Annotated in this window: 19 protein-coding genes; 4 read left to right on the forward strand and 15 right to left on the reverse strand. The window is 51.3% G+C overall.

Going from position 1 to position 19,819, the window contains the following annotated elements:
- The 6 genes from K6123_RS23340 to K6123_RS22810 form a co-directional block, all read right to left on the reverse strand.
- Positions 1-140, reverse strand: a 140-nt coding sequence (locus K6123_RS23340) for an FAD/NAD(P)-binding protein (protein WP_246624984.1), incomplete at its 3' end; no start/stop codon positions are given.
- A 119-nt stretch (positions 141-259) separates the two neighbouring features.
- Positions 260-1,189 carry an electron transfer flavoprotein subunit alpha/FixB family protein gene (locus tag K6123_RS22790; RefSeq protein WP_221801899.1) on the reverse strand — a complete coding sequence of 310 codons (930 nt, stop codon included), beginning with the start codon at positions 1,187-1,189 and terminating at the stop codon, positions 260-262.
- Entirely contained in the window at positions 1,186-1,938 is a 753-nt protein-coding gene (locus K6123_RS22795) for an electron transfer flavoprotein subunit beta/FixA family protein (protein WP_221801901.1), read from the reverse strand. Before K6123_RS22795 ends, K6123_RS22790 begins: the two co-directional genes overlap by 4 nt.
- Positions 1,935-3,452 (reverse strand): sodium/proline symporter PutP, encoded by a 1,518-nt coding sequence (putP, locus tag K6123_RS22800; RefSeq protein WP_221801903.1) that lies wholly within the window; start codon positions 3,450-3,452, stop codon positions 1,935-1,937. Before putP ends, K6123_RS22795 begins: the two co-directional genes overlap by 4 nt.
- A 284-nt stretch (positions 3,453-3,736) precedes the next feature.
- Positions 3,737-4,546 (reverse strand): pyrroline-5-carboxylate reductase family protein, encoded by an 810-nt coding sequence (locus K6123_RS22805; RefSeq protein ID WP_221801906.1) that lies wholly within the window; start codon positions 4,544-4,546, stop codon positions 3,737-3,739.
- A gap of 55 nt (positions 4,547-4,601) precedes the next feature.
- Positions 4,602-5,255, reverse strand: coding sequence for a TetR/AcrR family transcriptional regulator (locus tag K6123_RS22810; protein ID WP_343224027.1), 654 nt, complete (start codon positions 5,253-5,255; stop codon positions 4,602-4,604).
- Between the two features lie 159 nt (positions 5,256-5,414).
- Between K6123_RS22810 and K6123_RS22815 the strand changes: the two genes are divergently transcribed.
- Positions 5,415-7,454 (forward strand): NADH:flavin oxidoreductase, encoded by a 2,040-nt coding sequence (locus tag K6123_RS22815; RefSeq protein WP_221801909.1) that lies wholly within the window; start codon positions 5,415-5,417, stop codon positions 7,452-7,454.
- Between the two features lie 120 nt (positions 7,455-7,574).
- On the opposite strand, the gene K6123_RS22820 is transcribed toward K6123_RS22815, so the two are convergent.
- Positions 7,575-8,456, reverse strand: coding sequence for a LysR substrate-binding domain-containing protein (locus K6123_RS22820; protein ID WP_221801911.1), 882 nt, complete (start codon positions 8,454-8,456; stop codon positions 7,575-7,577).
- 180 nt (positions 8,457-8,636) lie between these two features.
- Between K6123_RS22820 and K6123_RS22825 the strand changes: the two genes are divergently transcribed.
- From K6123_RS22825 to K6123_RS22835, 3 genes are all read left to right on the forward strand, one after another.
- Positions 8,637-9,878, forward strand: coding sequence for an aromatic ring-hydroxylating oxygenase subunit alpha (locus tag K6123_RS22825; RefSeq protein WP_221801913.1), 1,242 nt, complete (start codon positions 8,637-8,639; stop codon positions 9,876-9,878).
- A gap of 1 nt (position 9,879) precedes the next feature.
- Positions 9,880-10,944, forward strand: coding sequence for an FAD-binding oxidoreductase (locus K6123_RS22830; RefSeq protein WP_343224028.1), 1,065 nt, complete (start codon positions 9,880-9,882; stop codon positions 10,942-10,944).
- A 637-nt stretch (positions 10,945-11,581) separates the two neighbouring features.
- Positions 11,582-13,192 (forward strand): BCCT family transporter, encoded by a 1,611-nt coding sequence (locus tag K6123_RS22835; protein WP_221801915.1) that lies wholly within the window; start codon positions 11,582-11,584, stop codon positions 13,190-13,192.
- Between the two features lie 115 nt (positions 13,193-13,307).
- Here the strand turns inward: K6123_RS22835 and K6123_RS22840 are convergent, their stop codons facing one another.
- From K6123_RS22840 to K6123_RS22875, 8 genes are all read right to left on the reverse strand, one after another.
- Complete coding sequence (locus K6123_RS22840) at positions 13,308-13,871, reverse strand: YbhB/YbcL family Raf kinase inhibitor-like protein (RefSeq protein WP_221801917.1); 564 nt, start codon at positions 13,869-13,871, stop codon at positions 13,308-13,310.
- 108 nt (positions 13,872-13,979) lie between these two features.
- Positions 13,980-14,879, reverse strand: a complete 900-nt coding sequence (locus K6123_RS22845; RefSeq protein ID WP_221801918.1) for a helix-turn-helix transcriptional regulator — start codon at positions 14,877-14,879, stop codon at positions 13,980-13,982.
- A 470-nt stretch (positions 14,880-15,349) separates the two neighbouring features.
- Positions 15,350-16,297, reverse strand: a complete 948-nt coding sequence (locus K6123_RS22850) for an RDD family protein (protein WP_221801921.1) — start codon at positions 16,295-16,297, stop codon at positions 15,350-15,352.
- A gap of 49 nt (positions 16,298-16,346) precedes the next feature.
- Positions 16,347-16,796 (reverse strand): GNAT family N-acetyltransferase, encoded by a 450-nt coding sequence (locus tag K6123_RS22855; protein WP_221801923.1) that lies wholly within the window; start codon positions 16,794-16,796, stop codon positions 16,347-16,349.
- A gap of 76 nt (positions 16,797-16,872) precedes the next feature.
- Positions 16,873-17,238: a hypothetical protein gene (locus K6123_RS22860; RefSeq protein WP_221801925.1), complete on the reverse strand. Its 366-nt coding sequence runs from the start codon at positions 17,236-17,238 to the stop codon at positions 16,873-16,875.
- A gap of 129 nt (positions 17,239-17,367) precedes the next feature.
- A complete protein-coding gene (ybiA, locus tag K6123_RS22865) occupies positions 17,368-17,838 on the reverse strand; it encodes a riboflavin biosynthesis intermediates N-glycosidase (RefSeq protein ID WP_221801927.1) in 471 nt (156 codons plus the stop codon).
- 468 nt (positions 17,839-18,306) lie between these two features.
- Complete coding sequence (locus tag K6123_RS22870; RefSeq protein ID WP_221801929.1) at positions 18,307-19,131, reverse strand: HNH endonuclease; 825 nt, start codon at positions 19,129-19,131, stop codon at positions 18,307-18,309.
- Positions 19,132-19,631: 500 nt separating this feature from the next.
- Positions 19,632-19,819: 4Fe-4S dicluster domain-containing protein (locus tag K6123_RS22875; RefSeq protein ID WP_221799439.1), on the reverse strand; the 188-nt coding region annotated here is incomplete at its 5' end.

Raw genomic sequence — 19,819 nt, forward strand, 5'->3', positions numbered from 1 at the left:
TTTTCAACCAGACAGATGCTGAGTTCCTGACCGGCTTCCTGGGCCAGTTGGGCCAGACGAATGGAAGCGCTCAGGCCGGATGGGCCTGCACCAACAATGACGACGTCATAGGCCATGGATTCGCGTTGATCAATCGACATCGCACATTGCTCTCTTGTTAAGTGTGTATGTGTTCGGTGTTGTTGTGTTCATGCTTGTGTTGCAGTCAATCGGTTAATCAGCCGACGACTGCGGGCAGTCGTCGGTGACTAAAGTGCAATCAGGAAAGCGCGCTTTCCAGTTGTGGCAAGGCTTCAAACAGGTCCATCTTCAGGCCGTAATCGGCGATCTTGAAGATAGGCGCGTCTTCGTCCTGGTTAATCGCCACAATCACGCGGGACTCTTTCATACCGGCCAGATGCTGGATGGCACCAGAGATACCCACGGCGACGTACAGCTCAGGGGCAACGATCTTGCCGGTCTGGCCGACTTGCAAATCGTTGGCGGCGTAACCGGCATCAACGGCGGCACGGGAAGCACCCACGGCGGCGTTCAAGCGACCCGCCAGCGACTCGATCAAGGCGAAGTTTTCCTTGCTGCCCATACCACGGCCACCCGATACCACCACGCGAGCAGAACCCAGTTCCGGGCCAGCAGCATCAGCCTGGGTTTCAGACACCAAACTGGTCAGGCTGTTGTTAACATCCACACTGACACCACTGTAGGCAGCGGCAGCCGCCTGGCCAACGGCACCAAAGGCACTGGTGCGCACGGTGATGATTTTCAACGGCGCAGTGTTCTGCACGGTGGCAATCGCACCACCAGCGTAAATCGGCCGCTTGAAGGTATCCGCTGAGATCACTTCAATAACGTCAGACAGCTGTGGCAAACGCTTGATACCAGCGACCCTTGGCAACAGGTTTTTGCCAAAGGTTGAAGCAGCAGCCAGCAAGTGGCTGTAACTATCAACCAGTGTCAGCACCACTTCACAGACGGATTCCGCCAGCTGGCTGGCGAGGTTTGGCTGATCCACCACCACTACCGCTCGGACACCAGCCAGGGACGCAGCTTGTTCAGCCACCTCCGAGACATTGTGACCGGCCACCAGGACGTCAACGCCATCACCCATTTGCAGCGCCGCAGCAACAACCCGCGCAGTACCGGACTGCAATACGCCGCCCAGATGTTCAGCTACCACCAATACGCTCATGCGATTACTCCTGCCTGATTTTTCAACTTGTCGACCAGTTCGGCGACGGAAGCCACCATTTCACCCGCCTGACGCTGGGCTGGTGCCTGTACTTTCAACACCTTCAGGTAGTTCTGGGCAGTGACGTTGAAATCGCCCAGCGGCCGTACATCAATCGGCTTCTTCTTCGATTTCATAATGTCTGGCAGACGGGCATGGCGCGGCTCGTTCAGGCGCAGGTCAGTGGTTACTACCGCTGGCAAGGTCAGTTCGAGGGTTTGCAGACCGCCATCCACTTCACGGGTCACCTGAATACAGCCCTCCTTGAAGTTAATCGCTGAAGCAAAGGTCGCCTGACCCAGACCGGCCATACCAGCCAGCATCTGACCAGTCTGGTTGTTGTCACTGTCAATCGACTGCTTGCCCAACAGCACCAGACCAGGTTGTTCCTGGGCTACCAGCTCGGCGAATACTTCGGCAACGGCCAGCGAATCAACGGCGTCTTCGGTTTCAACCTGAATCGCCCGGTCGGCACCCAGGGCCATCGCCAGACGCAGCTGTTCCTGAACCACTTTCGGTCCAACACTGACAACCACGATTTCGCTGGCAATGCCCTGTTCTTTCAGCCGCACCGCTTCTTCTACGGCAATTTCACAAAATGGGTTCATCGCCATTTTGGTGTTGCTGAGGTCGACATCTGTTTCGTCCGGGCGCACGCGCACCTGAACGTTGTAATCAATCACGCGCTTAACGCCTACCAGGATTTTCATACGTTCACTTCTTTCAGGTTTTGAGAGGTTTGCAGTTCTGCTTCAACACGCTGGAAGTCATCCAATACGTCCTGGGCAGGTTGTTTGGTCGCCAAAGATGCCACCACGATGGCGATCAGCGAGAACAGGAAGCCGGGCACAATTTCGTAGACATCAAAAATGCCGCCGCTGGCCTTGGACCAGAGAATCACGGTGATACCACCGACTACGATGCCAGCCAGCGCACCCCACTGGTTCATGCGTTTCCAGTACAACGCCAGAATCAGGGTCGGGCCGAAGCAGGCACCAAAACCAGCCCAGGCATAAGACACCAGCCCCAGTACGCCGGAGTTCGGGTTAAAGGCCAGCATCAAGGCAACCAGAGCCACACCCAGCACCGCCAGACGACCAACCCAGACCAGTTCCTGTTGGGTTGCATGCTTACGGAAGACCGCCTTGTAAATGTCATCAGCAATGGTGGAAGAACAAATCAGCAGCTGGGAATCAGCGGTCGACATTACCGCCGCCAGAATGGCAGTCAGCAAGATGCTGGCAATCACCGGGTTGAACAACAGGTCAACCATAAACATGAAAATACGTTCGTGGTCGTCCAGTCCTTGCGGGAATACCGCACGACCAAAAATACCAATCGCCATCGCACACAGCAGGCCAATCACAGTCCAGCTCACAGCAATACGGCGGGCGAACGGGATGTTGCGGTGACTGTTGATACCCGCAAAACGCGCCAGCGCATGAGGTTGGCCAAAATAACCCAGGCCCCAGGCCAGCGAGCTGATAATTACCAGCACGGTGAGCGATTCACCGGAAGTCGCATCCACCATCCAGTTCAATACATCGGGGGCATTGGCTTGCGCCGTACTGAGGGTCAGATCCAGACCTCCCATATGCATAATGACCGCTACCGGAATGGCTACCAGCGCAAATATCATCATCAGGCCCTGAATAACGTCGGTCCAGGAAACCGCCAGATAACCGCCAAAAAAGGTATAGGAGAGAATGGCCGCCACTCCCAGAATAACGGCCATTTCATAGCTCATGCCAAATACGGTATTCAGTAGTTTGCCACCTGCAACCAAGCCCGAGCTGGTATAAAAGAGGTAGAAAACAATAATAAATACCGCTGCCACACCGCGCAGCAGACGGGTATGGTGCTGGAAGCGCTCAGACAGGAATTCCGGAATCGTCAGCGAGTTATTGGCAACATAGCTGTATACCCGCAGGCGCTGGGCGACCAGCAGCCAGTTGCACAAACAGCCAAGACCCAGCCCCAGCGCGACCCAGAACGACGACATACCGGAAACATAGGCATAGCCTGGCATCGCGACCATCAGCCAACCCGACATTTCCGAAGCACCACTCGAAATGGCGGTAGCAAACGGCCCCAATGATCGACCGCCAAGGGCATAATCTTCAAAGCTCGATGAACGCTGCCAGGCAACTATGCCGATCGCCAGCATCACCAAAAAATATACCGAGAAGGTAGCGATCGCTACCGTCGTATTAATTTCAAGCATATAAAGCTCCCGATTGTATTCCCCGGAAATGCTTTCCGGATATCTTTCGTTGAGGCGAAAAAAACCCTGAGTCTGAGCAACCCCATTTATTTCATGATGGTTATTGCATTTTAAAAAATAGCGTTACGGTTGATCAGCCGCTGGCCACTACTCATATAAAACCCTTTATATAAGACCCGTCATATACAGATTGCCATATAAAATCAGTCATATAATCCCTGTCTGCGGCTGTTATATCGTCAGCTCAGGTATCACTGATACGATACTCAAGATCGGATATTCATTTATTCAAAAGCCTGAATTGGCCGCTCCCCCGCAGCCGCGGCAAAGGCTGCTGCCAAACCGGCTTCCACGGCAGCCGTCAGACCTGCGCCCTGCATCGCCAACAAGCCCTCCGTCGTCGTGCCGCGATATCCCATAAAATGATCAACCAGCTGCTGTGGGCTGTCTGGTCCTTGCTGCAAAATATGGCAGGCGCCTGCCAGGGTTGTAATCACCGCCTGTTGCGCCTGCTGCTCGGACAGCCCCTGCGCCACGGCGTTATTGATCATGGTACTGGCCAGCAGCGCCGGAAACGCCGGGCCACTGCCGGTCAGACCGGTAAGGTAGTCCAATTGCCGTTCGCTGCTGATTTCAGCGGCTTCGCCGGAAGCTGCCAACCACTGCTGCAGCCACTGTTTCTGCTCAGAAGAAACCGCATCACTGGCCAGCCAAGGCGTATAGGACTGCTGAAACTCCGCTGCTGCATTCGGCATTGCCCGCACCACTTGTTCAGTGCCACAGCGCTGCTGTAATTCCGCCATCGAGACACACGCCATCAGAGAAATTACCAGCCGCTCGCCAGCGTCAAATTGCAGCGCAGCAAAGTCTTGCGGCCTCACGGACAACACCAGCACGTCGACATGCGGCAGCATCTCCTGCAGGTCGTCGGCGCAACGCACCGCTGGCCATTGCTGGTATTGCCAGCCGCGACGGCTGCGGGAAATCAACAACTGCTCAGGCTGTAACAAGCCGCTGCGAAGGGCATTCTGGCCGAAAGCCGTGCCCAGCCAGCCATTACCGCCCAGAATTCCCACTGTGGGTGTCCAGCTCATAGTCAGGCCTCTCTTTCCGGGTCTCTCTTTTGCGATCTTTTTTGGTCGTACTGCCTTACTCAAGCCCGGCCAATACAGCCTGCAACTCGACATCACCAAACTGATTACGGTGACGCGACGCAAACCGTTCCAGGTCGCTCTTGCGGCAAGGTTTGCCGGTAAAAATATTCACGTACTCCGGGATCCGTGCCAGACGGGCTCCCGCTTCTTCCTCGATATGCATTGAGATATAGCCAATCTGGAGCAGGTACACAGTACGTGCCCGGGTATCCGCCTCCAGACCAACAAAACCCAGCCGTTCGAACATTTCGCGCAAGGCTGCCAGGCGCACTTCATCGGCTTCTTTCACCGCTGTGCTAACCTGTTCCTCCTGCAGGCTCCAGCTGCGAATGGCGTACTCCAGTTCTGAATCAAACAACTGCTGGTCGAGCCAGCAATCGAACACGTTCAGCATGCCCTCAACCGCATCCGCGGCATACAAACCCGCCTGCTTCAGTAACGCCGGCGTATTTTGCTGTTGCCAGCGCTCCAGCAAGGCAGCCAGCACCTCATCTCGGTCCTTGAACAACCAGTAGAAACTGGTTCTCGAGGTTTTCATTTTCTTCGCCAGCGGTACAACCTTGACCGCGTCTACACCAGCCCCAATCAACATTTCGTAGGCTGCATCAACCCAGTCATCACGCGATGTTTTGGCTCGATCCTCTTTCACTTGACTCTCTCGTTTTCCATGAACACAAAGCGACACTACACGAGAGCTGCCATTTTCGACACAATGTACACATGTGTACATTTATATTGACAATGATGTACAGATGCCAATAGTGTTGTCAACACAGTTAAAAAAATTGGTCACTTTGGAGGTTTCGTCATGAAGAACGATCCACTTCTGCAGCCGTTGCAAATCAAGCATCTGACTTTGAAAAACCGCATCATGCTGACTTCGCATGAGCCTGCTTACCCGGTTGATGGCATGCCAAAAGAGCTGTATCGCGCCTACCACGTTGAACGTGCCAAGGCCGGTGTTGCACTGACGATGACCGCGGGCTCCGCCGCGGTTGCCAAAGACAGCCCACCAGTGTTCAACAACATCCTGGCCTACAAGGATGAAGTTGTGCCCTGGATGAAAGCCCTGACTGACGAGTGTCACGAACACGGCACCGCAGTGATGATCCAGCTGACTCACCTGGGTCGTCGTACCCGTTGGGACAAGGCCGACTGGTTGCCAGCGGTATCTGCTTCCAACAAGCGTGAAGCATCCCACCGCGCCTACCCGAAAAAGGCCGAAGACTGGGATATCGAACGCCTGATCAAGGACTATGTAGACGCCGCCGAGCGTATGCACGCAGCCGGTCTGGATGGTCTGGAAATCCAGGCTTACGGCCACCTGATGGACCAGTTCTGGTCACCACTGACCAACCAGCTGGACAGCCCTTACGGCGGTAGCCTGGACAACCGTCTGCGGTTTACTTTCGACGTTCTGAAAGGTATCCGTGAGCGCGTTGGCGACAAGTTCCTGCTGGGGGTGCGTTACACCGGTGACGAATGTCTGCCTGGCGGTTTTGGTGCTGATGAAGGTCTGGAAATTTCCCACCGTCTGAAAAACAGCGGTCTGGTGGACTTCCTCAACGTTGTTAAAGGCCACATTGATACCGACCCGGGCCTGACTGACGTGATCCCGATTCAGGGTATGCCGTCTGCGCCGCACCTGGACTTTGCAGGCAACATTCGCGAAGCCGTCGATTTCCCGGTTTTCCATGGCGCCAAGATTCAGGACGTGGCAACTGCCCGTCACGCCATTGCCTCCGGCAAGATCGACATGGTTGGTATGACCCGTGCGCACATGGCAGATCCGCATCTGGTGCGCAAGATCATTGAAGGCAAGGAAGAAACCATTCGTCCTTGTGTGGGTGCCAACTACTGTCTCGACCGTATTTACCAGGGCGGTGCGGCCTACTGTATTCACAACGCCGCGACTGGCCGTGAAACCACCATGCCACACACCATTCCACTGGCTGAAAAGCGTCGCAAGATTGTGGTAATTGGTACAGGCCCTGGTGGTATGGAAGCCGCTCGCGTTGCTGCTGAACGCGGACACGAAGTCGTTGTCATGGAAGCCGCTGATGGCCCTGGTGGCCAGGTGCGTCTGACCGCCCAGAGCGAACGTCGTCGTGAAATGATGAGCATCATCGACTGGCGTTACGAGCGCTGTCAGGAAATGGGCGTTGAATTCCGCTTCAACCTGTTTGCAGAAGCTGATGACGTGCTGGCTGAAAACCCGGATGCCGTGATTGTGGCCACTGGTGGTCTGCCAAACGATCAGGAACTGCGCGAAGGTAATGAGCTGGCAACCAGCTGTTGGGACATTCTCTCCGGCCACGTAAAACCAGGCAAAAACGTGCTGATTTACGATGACACCGGCGACCACGTTGCCCTGCAGGCTGCCGAGATCATCGCCAAGTCTGGTGCCAAGGTTGAGTTCATGACTTCCGACCGCTCAATGGCTCCGGAAGTAATGGCCATGAACCTGGTTCCTTACATGCGCACCCTGCAGCAACTGGACGTCCGTTTTAGCCCAACCCTGCGTCTGACCGGTATCAAGCGTGATGGTGCAGAGCTGGTCGGTCTGGTTAACAGTGACTATGTGATGGATCTGGGCCTGGAACGTCGCGTTGACCAGATTCTGGTGAACTTCGCCACGCTGCCGATGGAAGACCTGTACTTCGACCTGAAGCCACACTCGACCAACCTCGGTGCCGTCAATTATGACGACCTGATTGACGGCCGTGTACAGACTGTTGAAAAGAACCCGGAAGGCAAGTTCCAGCTGTTCCGGATTGGTGACGCTGTTGCACAGCGCAACACTCACGCCGCTATTTATGATGCACTGCGGATCGTCAAGGACCTCTAACAGAGGTCCGGTATCCCCGTGATATTTACCGACCTCTCTTGATGGCGCACTAACCATGGATGCTATCAAGTTTCCCCCCGTAGCCCGCTGCGGGGGGCTTTTTGTTTTAGCAGTGGCCCGCTAGACCGAAGCAACCAGCCAGTCCATCAGAACCCTGGCCCGACCCGACGCCTTTTCATTCATACGAATATAAAAATCCAGTGGCGATTCCATTTCTTCCGGCACCAGTTGTACCAGCCGACCACTTTCCAGCTGTTTAGTGACCATGCTCTCCCAGCCGAGCACTGCCCCCATACCATCTTCAGCAGCCTGCAAGGCAATAATATAGTTATTGACCCGAAAACTGCCCTTGTTGGGCATATCCATATGTTGGGCCCAGAACCAGTCTTTCCAGGTAGTCCAGCTGGCACTTTCAGAATCCAGGTGTATCAGCGGAGCATTCTTCAGGCTGGCCAGAGTATCAATGCCATATTCCTGTTTGAATTCCGGACTGCCCAAAGCAATGATGCGGTCTCGGAACAACACCTTGCAGGGCATGGTTTCTTCCTCGGCATTGCCATAACAAATATTCAGATCCCAGCGAAATTTCGGCACATCGGCATCGGTCACAATTTGCGACACATTGATTTGAGGGTATTTGCGCCAGAACGCCGATATTTTGGGCGTTAACCAAAGCGAACTCACCGCATTGGTTGCACAGATAGTGACCTGCGACTGGCCTTTCACAACCCTTAGATAGGATATGGCATCCGATATGGTGGCAAAACTTGATTGCAGGGTAATCAGCAGATAATTGCCCGCCTCGGTAAGCTCGACTCCGCGGGGCAGCCGGCGGAATAATTCCCGGCCCAGATCCGTTTCAAGCTGCTTGACCTGGTGGCTGATTGCCGCCGGCGTCACATTCAGCTCTTCAGCGGCACTTTTAAACCCCTGATGACGGGCTGCTGCCTCAAAACAAACCAGCCCATGCATGGACGGTAAATCATAATACTTATTTGCCATACTGGTCATTCCAGGCCGGTGATAGAAGTCATTGTAGCCACAAGATCCGTTTCAGGCCCAGCACCATGATGCCACACAAAAGGCTTAATTAAACTAAGCCTAAAGGCAATTTTATTCGTTTGTTACAGAACCCGCTACTGGCTAATTTGACGGTTATACAAATCAACCGTGAATTTTATTATGAGCCAATATACTGATAACCTGGATAGCCTGCTGGCCGACCAGAAAAGCGGTTTTTCCCTGCCACAACCTTTTTATGTCTCTGAAGATATTTTCAAAGAAGATATGGCCAATATCTTCTACCAAAACTGGTTGTACGCGATTCCTGCCTGTCAGGTAGCAGAGCCGGGTAATTTTGTTATTCACAAGGTTGGTTCATACAGCGTGCTGATTGTTCGCGGCCAGGACAAAGAGGTTCGCGCCTTCCACAACACCTGTCGCCACCGCGGTTCGGTATTGTGTAAATCCAAATCCGGCCAACTGGCCAAAATCGTTTGCCCGTACCACCAGTGGACCTACGAACTGGATGGCAAGTTGCTGTTTGCTCGCGACATGGGCGACAACTTTGATCCGGCCGATCACGCTCTGAAACCGGTTCACTGCCGTAACCTGGCAGGTCTGATCTACATTTGCCTGGCCGACGAAGCACCAGACTTCAGCGCTTTTGCCGATCTGGCAACGCCATACCTGGAAGTACACGACCTGAACGATGCCAGGGTTGCCCATGTATCCACTATCGTGGAAAAAGGTAACTGGAAACTGGTTTGGGAAAACAACCGCGAGTGCTACCACTGTGTTGGTAACCACCCGGCTCTTTGCCGTACTTTCTCACTCGATCCAAACGTTGCAGGCGTCAGCCCGAACGGCTCGGTTTCCGAGCAGCTGCAAGCTCACTTTGACCGTTGCGAAGCAGCAGGAGCACCATCACAGTTCCGTATTTCCGACAGCGGCCAATACCGTCTGGCCCGTATGCCCCTGCAAGAAAAAGCTTTCGGCTACACCATGGATCGCCAGGCCGCGGTCAGCAAACCACTGGGCCGTGTAGCGCTGCCAGATGCCGGTACCTTGCTGAAATTCCACTATCCATCCATCTGGTCACATTATCTGCCGGATATCTCCATGACCTTCCGGGTCGTGCCCATCAGTGCCACCGAAACCGAAGTCACCACCACCTGGCTGGTTAACAAGAATGCTGTTGAAGGCGTTGATTACGATCTCGAACGCCTCACTGAAGTCTGGGTTGCCACCAACGATGAAGACCGCGAAGTCGTTGAAAATAACCAGGAAGGCATTGAATCACCAGCTTACCAGCCAGGCCCATACTCTGCTGGCCAGGAAAGTGGCGTTATCCAGTTCATCGACTGGTACTGCGAAACCCTGAAAACCGCCCGCAAGCAACGCATCCCACTGGTGGAGGAATAACGTGAGCACTCTGGCAATTAACCAGCGTTCGGTTTGGCAGGATAGCGAAAGCCTGGAATGCGTTTCCGTCACTCCGGAAGCGCCTAACGTTGCAACCTTCTGTTTTCGCGCCCCTTCGGGGGCAGTCTTCTCATACCTGCCGGGTCAGTTTGTGACGCTGGAATTGCCGGTTCCCGGTGGCCCGCTGTACCGCACCTATACAATTTCGTCATCACCATCCCGGCCGATGGCGCTGACTGTAACGGTCAAGGCCGGACCTGAGTCAATTGGTACTCGCTGGATGCTCGACCATCTCAAACCGGGCATGGTCGTCAAGATGATAGGGCCAGCCGGTCACTTTACCCTCGCCAATCACCCGGCGGAAAAATACCTGTTTATCTCTGCAGGTTCCGGCATCACGCCAATGCTATCGATGACAGAGTACCTGTATGACCTCGGCAGTGAACCGGACATTGTGTTTGTAAACTGTGCCCGTCGGCCATCGGAAATTATTTTCCGCAAGCGTCTCGAACAACTGGCCTCACGGGTTAATGGTATTGAACTCAACTGGGTCGTTGATGATAAGGACGACTACTCAGTCTGGGCTGGCTTCAAGGGTTCAATCAACCAGTTGATGCTGGGCCTGATGGCACCGGATTACCTGGAGCGCGAAGTGTTCTGCTGTGGCCCAGCGCCATTTATGCAGCATGTACGGGAATCTCTGGAAGGGTTGGGCTTTGATCTTGCTCACTACCATGAAGAAAGTTTCCAGGCCCCGGCTGTTGAAAACGACGAGGAATTCGCTCCGACTCTGGATGAAGATGCCAGCTGTACAGTGGAATTCCAACAATCCGCAATCAGCCATAAGTGCGACGAAACAACAACCTTGCTGGACGCCGCCCGTTCCGCCGGCCTGGTGATTCCATCTGGTTGTACTTTTGGTGTTTGTGGCACCTGCAAAGTGAAAAAAGTTTCCGGTGATGTACATATGGTACATAACGGCGGTATTACCGATAACGATATTGAAGCAGGCTATGTTCTGGCCTGCTGCAGTCACCCCAAAGGTAATGTTGTACTCGACATATAACCGCTCTGAACTGCATCTCTGCAGTATTAAAAAATAAATCCCCCTTCTTTCTGGCTGTTATCAATTCGCCCCGGTAATAGCCAGCTCTTATATCAATTTCATCAAACCCTCATTCCCAATAAACCACCACTAAACCAATAACGTCACCATTTCACCCGTGTTACTTTTCGGAATAATCCCAGCCAAAATCTGGCCTCAATTCAGTGCCAAAAAAGTGAATAACATTAAATAACGCCCCGACATAAGGCACAACCCAAATTGATATTTTCGCAGTCGGCACCCAGCCTTATAAAATCATTCATAACAATTAACCAATCAAATAAGAACCAATACGTAAAAACCAATAGCCTCAGTCGATTCGACTAAATATCACAGAATAATAGTCTTTAAGACTAATTAATAAAAAACCAAAGGCAATTATTTTTGCAAAAACGTAATTATATTTTTCATAGAAAAATAAAGTTGAGTTATAAATTTTCATAAAACAGCGACGGACAGCAAAAATAATATTCAGAAATAAAAAAATGGGTATAAAACCTGCTATTCAATATTGCGAAAAACATCTCACATCGGGTAATGACGGTTCCCGAGAAGGAGAATCCATTTCGACAGAAATCTGTCTTACAGGTGATTCAGAATGACAAAAAATGAAAGAGATAAAATAGAGAACCTATATAAAAGTGAGTTCGAAGCTGGCCAGGACAACCTCGATTTCCTTGGCATGGACCTGCATAAAGGCGTCTCACTGATCAGTGCTGTGCTGATCCTCACCTTTATTATCGGCACACTGCTATTCCCGGAAGTTTCCAGCCAAATGCTGGGTGCCGCCAAATCCTGGTCTATTAACAACTTTGACTGGTTGTTGATGATCGGCGGGAATATTTTTGTAATCTTCTGCCTGGCATTGATCGTCTTGCCAGTGGGCAAAATTCGCCTTGGCGGTGAAGCAGCCAAATCTGACTATTCCACCCTGTCGTGGATTTCCATGCTATTTGCGGCGGGAATGGGCATTGGCCTGATGTTCTGGAGCGTCGCCGAACCTGTAGCTTATTACACCGACTGGTATGGCACACCACTCAACGCGGCCTCCAAAACGCCGGAAGGTGCCGCTGCAGCCATGGGCGCGACCATGTTCCACTGGGGCCTGCATCCATGGGCTATTTACGGTGTTCTTGGCCTTGCCATGGCCTTTTTCAGCTTTAACAAAGGCTTGCCACTGACCATTCGTTCTGCCTTTTATCCACTGCTGGGCGAACGTGTTTGGGGCTGGATGGGCAACCTGATTGATACTCTGGCGGTGTTGGCAACCCTGTTTGGTCTGGCAACCTCTCTTGGCCTGGGCGCCCAACAAGCGACCAGTGGACTGAGCTTCCTGTTCGGCGTACCCGATAGCCTGACGACCCAGATTATTCTGATCATCGGCATTACTATCGTTGCCAATATTTCCGTTATTCGTGGTATGGACAGTGGCGTCAAGCTGCTCAGCAACATCAATATGATTGTCGCTCTGGTGTTGATGCTGGCCGTCTTTATCCTTGGCCCAACCAGCGCAATTATTGGCTGGACCGGCACCACCCTGCTGGCCTACGCCGAAAATATCATTCCGCTGAGTAACTGGATTGGCCGTGAAGACAGCACCTGGTACCACGGCTGGACCGTATTCTACTGGGCCTGGTGGATCTCCTGGTCACCATTCGTTGGTATGTTTATCGCCCGTATTTCCAAAGGCCGTACCATCCGCGAATTCATGCTGGCAGTACTGATTGTACCAACCATGATTACCGTTCTGTGGATGGGTATCTTTGGCGGTACCGCACTGGAACAGGCATCTACCGGTGTTGGCCAGCTGGCACAGGGCCTCAGCAGCGTGCCTCTGGCGATGTATCAGATGTTCGAAAACCTGCCGCTGACCAACATCATTTCCTTTATTGCCGTGATACTGGTACTGACCTTCTTTATCACCTCTTCGGATTCCGGCTCTCTGGTGGTCGACTCCATCACCAGTGGTGGCAAGCTCGATTCTCCAGTTGTACAACGGGTGTTCTGGGCAAGTACCGAAGGTTTGGTAGCCATTGCCCTGCTGGTTGGTGGTGGTAGCGCCGCCCTGAGCGCTATTCAGGCAGGGGCGATTGCAGCAGGTTTGCCGTTCTCGATCATCCTGCTGCTGATGTGTGTCAGCCTCTATCTGGGCTTGAGCAACGAACTGGCGATTCAGAAACTGCGCAAGGCGGAACAGAAATACACCTGAGCCGGCTTGACTGCAGGCAACTAACCATAGATGCCACTTTTGCCCTCGCCAGCGGCTCTGGCGAGGGCTTTTTCATACAGCAACCTCAATACAGCTGCCTCGAGAGAGGAAATACCTAACGCTGGTACAAGGCTTCCAGTGTGGTCTTCTCCAGCGCACTGCCTTCAACCATAAATCCAACCACAGCAGCCGACGCCTGCGCCGGAATCTCCAGCACCTTTGGCAGGGCATAAAGAGTAAAACGATAGCGGTGCGGACCATGCCCCTCCGGCGGGCAAGCGCCACCAAAGCCCTTCAGGCCGTAGTCGTTTTTGCGAACATCCCCCCCAAATGGCAGCCTTTTGCCATCCGCTGCTCCAGCGCCGCTGGCCAGAGAAGAGACGGTGCCGGGGATATTCAACAGCTGCCAGTGCCAGAACCCGGCACCGCCGGTCGGCGCATCCGGGTCATGCACCATTAGCGCATAGGCTTTGGTGCCCACAGGCGCACCGGACCAGGACAACTGCGGCGAGATGTTATCGCCAGAACAGCCAAAGCCATTGAACTCCTGGGCTTTGGGCATGGTTTTGCCATCGGCAATATCCGAACTGGTCAGAGCCAGAGACCCGGCCTGAACTGGAAGAGTGATGGCCATGGCCAGAGAGACGCCCAGCGTCAGGCGGGAGAATACAGATTTCATAGCGATTCCTTTGGGTTCAAACCTCTGAGGATTCAGAGGCAGGCAACAGGTCATATGCTATGAATCAGAGCGTATGGAATTTAGTACCGGATCATTCAGTCTTTCGCCCTAATCGGTCACGCTGGAGTTTAATCGCCGTACGGCTCTGGCCTCATCCGCAGGCCGCTCTCTGGTTTTACGCAAATCCGTTGGCGTCATACCAAACAGCTGTTTGAACTTGTCGGTAAATCGGGACTGGGACTGATAACCGCAGCGCTCGGCAACCAGCCCAATAGGATCAAGCGTGGTCTGCACCAGATGCAACCCCTGCCCCAGCCTGGCACCGTCTTTAATCGCCTGAAAGCCTGTGCCCTCGGCACTGAGCTTGCGCCTGAGAGTCGATTCGCTCATCGCCAGCCGATCCGCCAGCTCTGTGATGGTCCAGTCATGAGTGACGTCGGCACTGATCATCTGATGCAAAGTGTGGCGAACATTCGGCGATGCGACGATATCCGCAATCTGCCGATACCCCTGCCAGATCAGCAACTGCAGCAACTCCCGCCGGCGCCCGGCCCAAAGCCCCGGAGGTACAAAGGTCGAGCATTCAACAAACTGCTGTAACGCAGCCATAAAAGGCGCGGTCATCTTGCCAATAATCAGCTGCTGAGCCTGACCTTGTGCTGGAAGCAACCCGGCTGGTGAGCACTCCGCAGCCGACTCTACAGCTGAACCCAGCCCAACAAAGTCCTCGAATTCAAATTCGATAAACACCGCAAAATACCGGGTATTCGCCGGAATATTGCGCATGGTGACGCTGGGATCGTTGGCGATAAACACAAACTCCCCAGCCTGACAGCTTATTTCCAGATTAGCACCCAGACGCTTTGAACCGGCCAGCACACACACCATCACGGGCTTGATGATTGGAATATTGACCAGATGCTGCTCATCCACCGAGCTGTAAACAGCAAATGGCAAGTCAGTACCTTGTTCGGCCAGAGTGCGCGCAGTTTCAAGCAGGGAGTTCATGGCAGGCTTTTAAGTTTGGAAAAACGGCACTATGAAACAAAACGGCGGCCGGGTGTAGTCTTGCAGAGCCGCACCGCGACCTGCTGCAGATTTAAAATCTGTACCTCGAACAGCAACAGCCGTTTGGTCCATTAACACTGAGCACTCGCTGCCAGGTTTTGGTTTGGTGAGGGTTTAGCTGCAGGACGACACAGTCTTGCCGTCAAACTCTTCGGCGATGCTTTTCTCAACAGAACCGACCACCCAAGCTCTATATTTAGTAGCCGGTAGCGATACCAAGGTAGTTTTCGTCATCCAGGGGGTAGCCACAGCAATGATCGAGACACAAGGCAAACAGAAGTTAAGAACAGATTTCATGTATCTTGCTGTTAATACTGATCAATACCATTCCATCATTTTCCAATTATCTATGGTCAATACCTGACAGCGAGATGCAGCTCTACCCGACAACAATTTTTATATGAATTTGCCTATTCCACATCTATCAATTCGCCAGGATTGAATTCGTATACATGATTTAACCAACGAGACCAGATACCGATGTCATAGCCATATGTGAGAATAATTCTAATCGATTCTTTACTTACCGAATCCGGATAATATCTCACAACGATAGTGGCCAGCTTGCGGGCAAATTCATCATCATTAAGTTTATCAGATGATAGAAAAGCTCGAGCTGTAACGAATGTAACTGATCGAGTTCCTGTATTTGAAGACGTTACAGTCGTTGTATTGGAAAAAATCGTGACATAAGTTACTTCAGGTTCACTGGAAATAGCAGATTGAACTGCAAGCATATCGTTAAAGGATTCATTTTGTGTCAATTTTCCTGTAAACGCCGGGACTGCAGCAGCAGCAATGAAAAAGATTGCGACAACCACCAAATGCGTCGTCCAGATTTTACCAACATCCTGGTTTTCAGTGCTTGCATTGACTACGAAAGACCCTACTGCAAGATCATGGAGTGATTGCCGGGTCACTCGGTTAAATAGATACAAATACGATATTGAAAATAGCCCACCAAAAACAACTAACGCAAATGGGTATATTATAAATGAGGATACGGCCTCGCTACCGAAATCAACTCCATTCAAAGAGAATGGTACAGCAAATACAATATACCTCAGAATAGACTTCAATACCGAAATCGGCTGATTATCAGAATCGACCACTATAATATTCAACAGCTTCTTACCGATTGTTTGACCATTGAACAGCTTGCTATTCATTACTCCAAAATAGACTAACCCTATCAAAAAACCTATTAATCGCCCCCAGTTGCCCATTTTTACAAATGTACTTTCAAGAGCTAACCCCAATAAAAAACCAACCAATCCAAGAATCAGACCATCAACAACCAGCGCTCCGATTCTTCTCCAAAAGTTTGCTATCCAGCCTTTTTTAACTTCTTCCATCATTTTTATTCCTTGATTGGAGTTTGAAAGCAATCTAACACCATCGCTTCATTTAGCAACGCTTCATATCCACATGCAGAATATCGTCTTCCAGATAGTGCTCTGACGTAGGTTCAAAACCATGCTTTTTGTAGAAAGCTTCCAGATACTGCTGAGCGCTGATTTCGATTGGTTCGCCAGGCCAGAGCTGCTGGCAATGCTTTATAGCTTCACTCATTAACTGATGACCCAGGCCACCGCCACGATAATCCTTATGGGTAACCACCCGGCCGATGCTAACCGAGGGAAAGCTAAGCCCTGCGGATAATAACCGGGCGCTGGCAACCAGCGTGCTGTCTTGCCAACCTAACAGGTGGAAGACACCCGGCTGATTATCCTTGCCATCGACGTCGGGATACGGACACGCCTGCTCAACAATAAACACATCCGATCTGAGCTTGAGCAAGGTATACAACTGCCACTTGTCGAGCTGATCAAAAGACAGACATTGCCACTGAACCATGGGGATTCCTCAAAAAACAAACCGTAAGTCAGGCGCTACCAGCAACAGCAACTCTGACTACCAGCGAGCGCACATATCAGCCGACCTGGCTGGTGCACTTGCCTGCAAGGGTCTGATTGTAAATCGTCTGCTTGCCGAGCACCGGAATATCCACCGTGATGGTGATCCGCATGGAAACGGCATCCTGCTGTTTATCAAACTCACTGACAATCACATTCACTTCCGGGCTGTCGTTCACCTGTCTGGTGGTGTTTTTGGAAATAACAAACGGCCCACCATTCATACGGCCATCCTTTAGACCACTGAACACCGTTTCGTACAAAACTCCGGTCTTACCTTCTTCCATCTCAACCAGGGTCAGCGTGGTATCGACGTGGGCTTTCATGGTCAAAAAGCCAAACGAATTCTTTTCTGATTTTTTATCAATGACTGCATTGGACATATCGTTTTCCTGACTAACAGCTTGTAGCAAACGTTCTTACCGTCTGAACCCATCAATTGCGCCGAAACACGGCGGCCGGGTTCATCTAACTCGTTTATTCTTTTTGAGGTGCGGCACAGAAGCCAAGTCTCAAGGCTCAATCGTCTGCTCTTGCAGCAACTTGTCACGCACCGCCATAAGCACCTTGCCATAGGTATTATGGCCGCGGCCATCACGACCACAGCCCCAGTAATAATCGAACATGGAATTCTCAAGAATCTTGTCGGTGCCGGTTTTTAATAGCACCGCGGCAACCTCAGCATGAGTACGACATTTGGTATACACCGCACGGGTCATCACCACCTGACGAACGTCGTTCCAGTCTTTGCGAGCCCGACGCTTGTTGGCCTTGGCCAGCTTGACCGCCTTCGCCGGGTTTTCCGCAGTACGGATCGATTCACGAATGTCCCCGCTCTCAAACTTCATCCCCTGATAATAGTGCTCGACGGATGGCCACTCGGCATCATCCAACACAAACCCGAAACGGGAACAGGCCGACAGCGGATCATTCACATCGCTACGATCCACATAGTGTTTTTTACCAGGGTCAGGGAAGAACATCGCAGTCTCCGGGGTAACAGGGACTGCGAGTGTAACAGCTAACGATGGTTAGTGGAGGCTGGGGAGTGTTTGGGATTGGTGTTTTGGTATTTACTGGTTTTTGAGCAGGCCGGACACCTTATTTTGTTTAAAAAGGTTTCCGGTGAAATGGAAGAAGATCAACAGTCATGTCGCTGTGCCTTGTTAAGGGTTTTTCTTTGCTGCACATTTTAAACATTTACCATTAAGCAAGTTCAGGCTTTGTAAATGAGAACCGAATTTTGCACCACATTCAGGGCAGCCACATGACGCTAGCTTTACGCAGGAATAGATACCCCAAGGAAACATAATAATCAAAGTGATTGGGGATGTAATTATTGATATAGCAAAAATTACTATCACACCCAACCAGGTTTAAAAAAGCCATTTTCTTGCGCTCAAATTATACTTCATGACAATTAACGCTCAGGCCAAGGTGATTTTCAACCGCTATTCCAACAGCATACGCTTGTTAGCCATTGGGACCAGGATTTTGGTAATCTCATCATATTCAAGGCCACTACTCTTCATATATATATGGACTGCCCTATGGCAGTTAGGGCAAATCAGAGCCAAATCCTGGGGTTTTATAATGTATTTCCATGAATAAGTAAAAATTGGCGTCTTATGATGTGCCTCAATATACTTAACGCCATATTCATCATAAAAATTCATTGAACATATTTCGCAAACCCATGATGTAGCACTCTTGGCCGCAGAAACAACATCTTTACTTCTTTCTGCCATTAAATGGGTTACATAGCGACGCTCACCCTCTTGATACACCGCCTCATCCTGATTATCGGTAGCATTTTCAGTTGATAAGTCTTTCCGAGCAAGGACAACGAAATTATTTTCAATTTCAGAAACAGAAAAGTTACCTTCATAGCGCCATTCTTTCTTGGATTCCGTGAAAAGGATAATAGGATAAAGGTGCTGAGGTTGTTTGATTAAAACGTCGTTTGCCTTTTCCCTATAATTAACCTTGCCATTCCTTGCTTTAAATGAGTAATGAAATGCCGACTTATCATCGTCAGACCATCCATCTTCTTCATATGAGCCTGGACGAGTCTTGATAATTACTGCTTTGACAGATGGTAAATTTCCAACCCAGTTTATGCCTTGTTGGGGCGTGTTTCCTATTTTAAAATCTGGGCCTGACCAATATGGTGAGGAATCAACTTTTGAGTACTGGATTAGATCAAATAGATTTCGTTTTGAAACTGTGTCTCCAGACGCAAGAGAAAATAAATCTTGTGGTTTACTCAATTGCATATGCGTACTCTAATTTTTGTAAGGGCTAACATTCTTATTTATGAAGCTGCTCGATTTCCCAGTCACCATTCACTTGTAAACCAGCAACTAACTCTCTGACTTATCGAGCAACACTCTTCCGGATCAATCAGAAAGCCACCCTATATACGCGCTGGTACGTATATCTGAGAAAACACGCATGCACGTTTTGCCGTTTTTGCTCACAAACAAGGTCTCTGAATTCAGCCGTTTACGCTATCAGCTGTTGGAAAAGTGAGCAAGAAGATTGGTCTGGTGTAGGTCTGATAAAGACGCGCAGCGGCTACCATCTGACAGGCGGTGTTTTGTCGGATGGCGCAGGCTTATCCGACCTACGGTTCTGAACCGATATTTTTCGCGGATAAATCAGCTCCTACAGGCGTTGTGTCGGATGGTGCTGACTCCAGCAACAACAAAGCCCGCGAGTGCGGGCTTTGTTATTTCGGCAACATACAGATGCTTTTTACATCTGCGAATGCTTTTTACATATTTGGATAGTTAGGACCACCGGCACCTTCTGGTACGACCCAGGTGATGTTCTGAGAGGGGTCTTTGATATCACAGGTTTTGCAGTGGACGCAGTTGGCGGCGTTGATCTGGAACTTCGGATCGCCGTTTTCACCATCCACTACTTCGTATACACCGGCCGGGCAGAAGCGCTGGGCTGGTT

It is taken from the genome of Oceanobacter mangrovi (assembly GCF_019740315.1).
GTDB classification, from domain to species: domain Bacteria; phylum Pseudomonadota; class Gammaproteobacteria; order Pseudomonadales; family Oceanobacteraceae; genus Oceanobacter; species Oceanobacter mangrovi.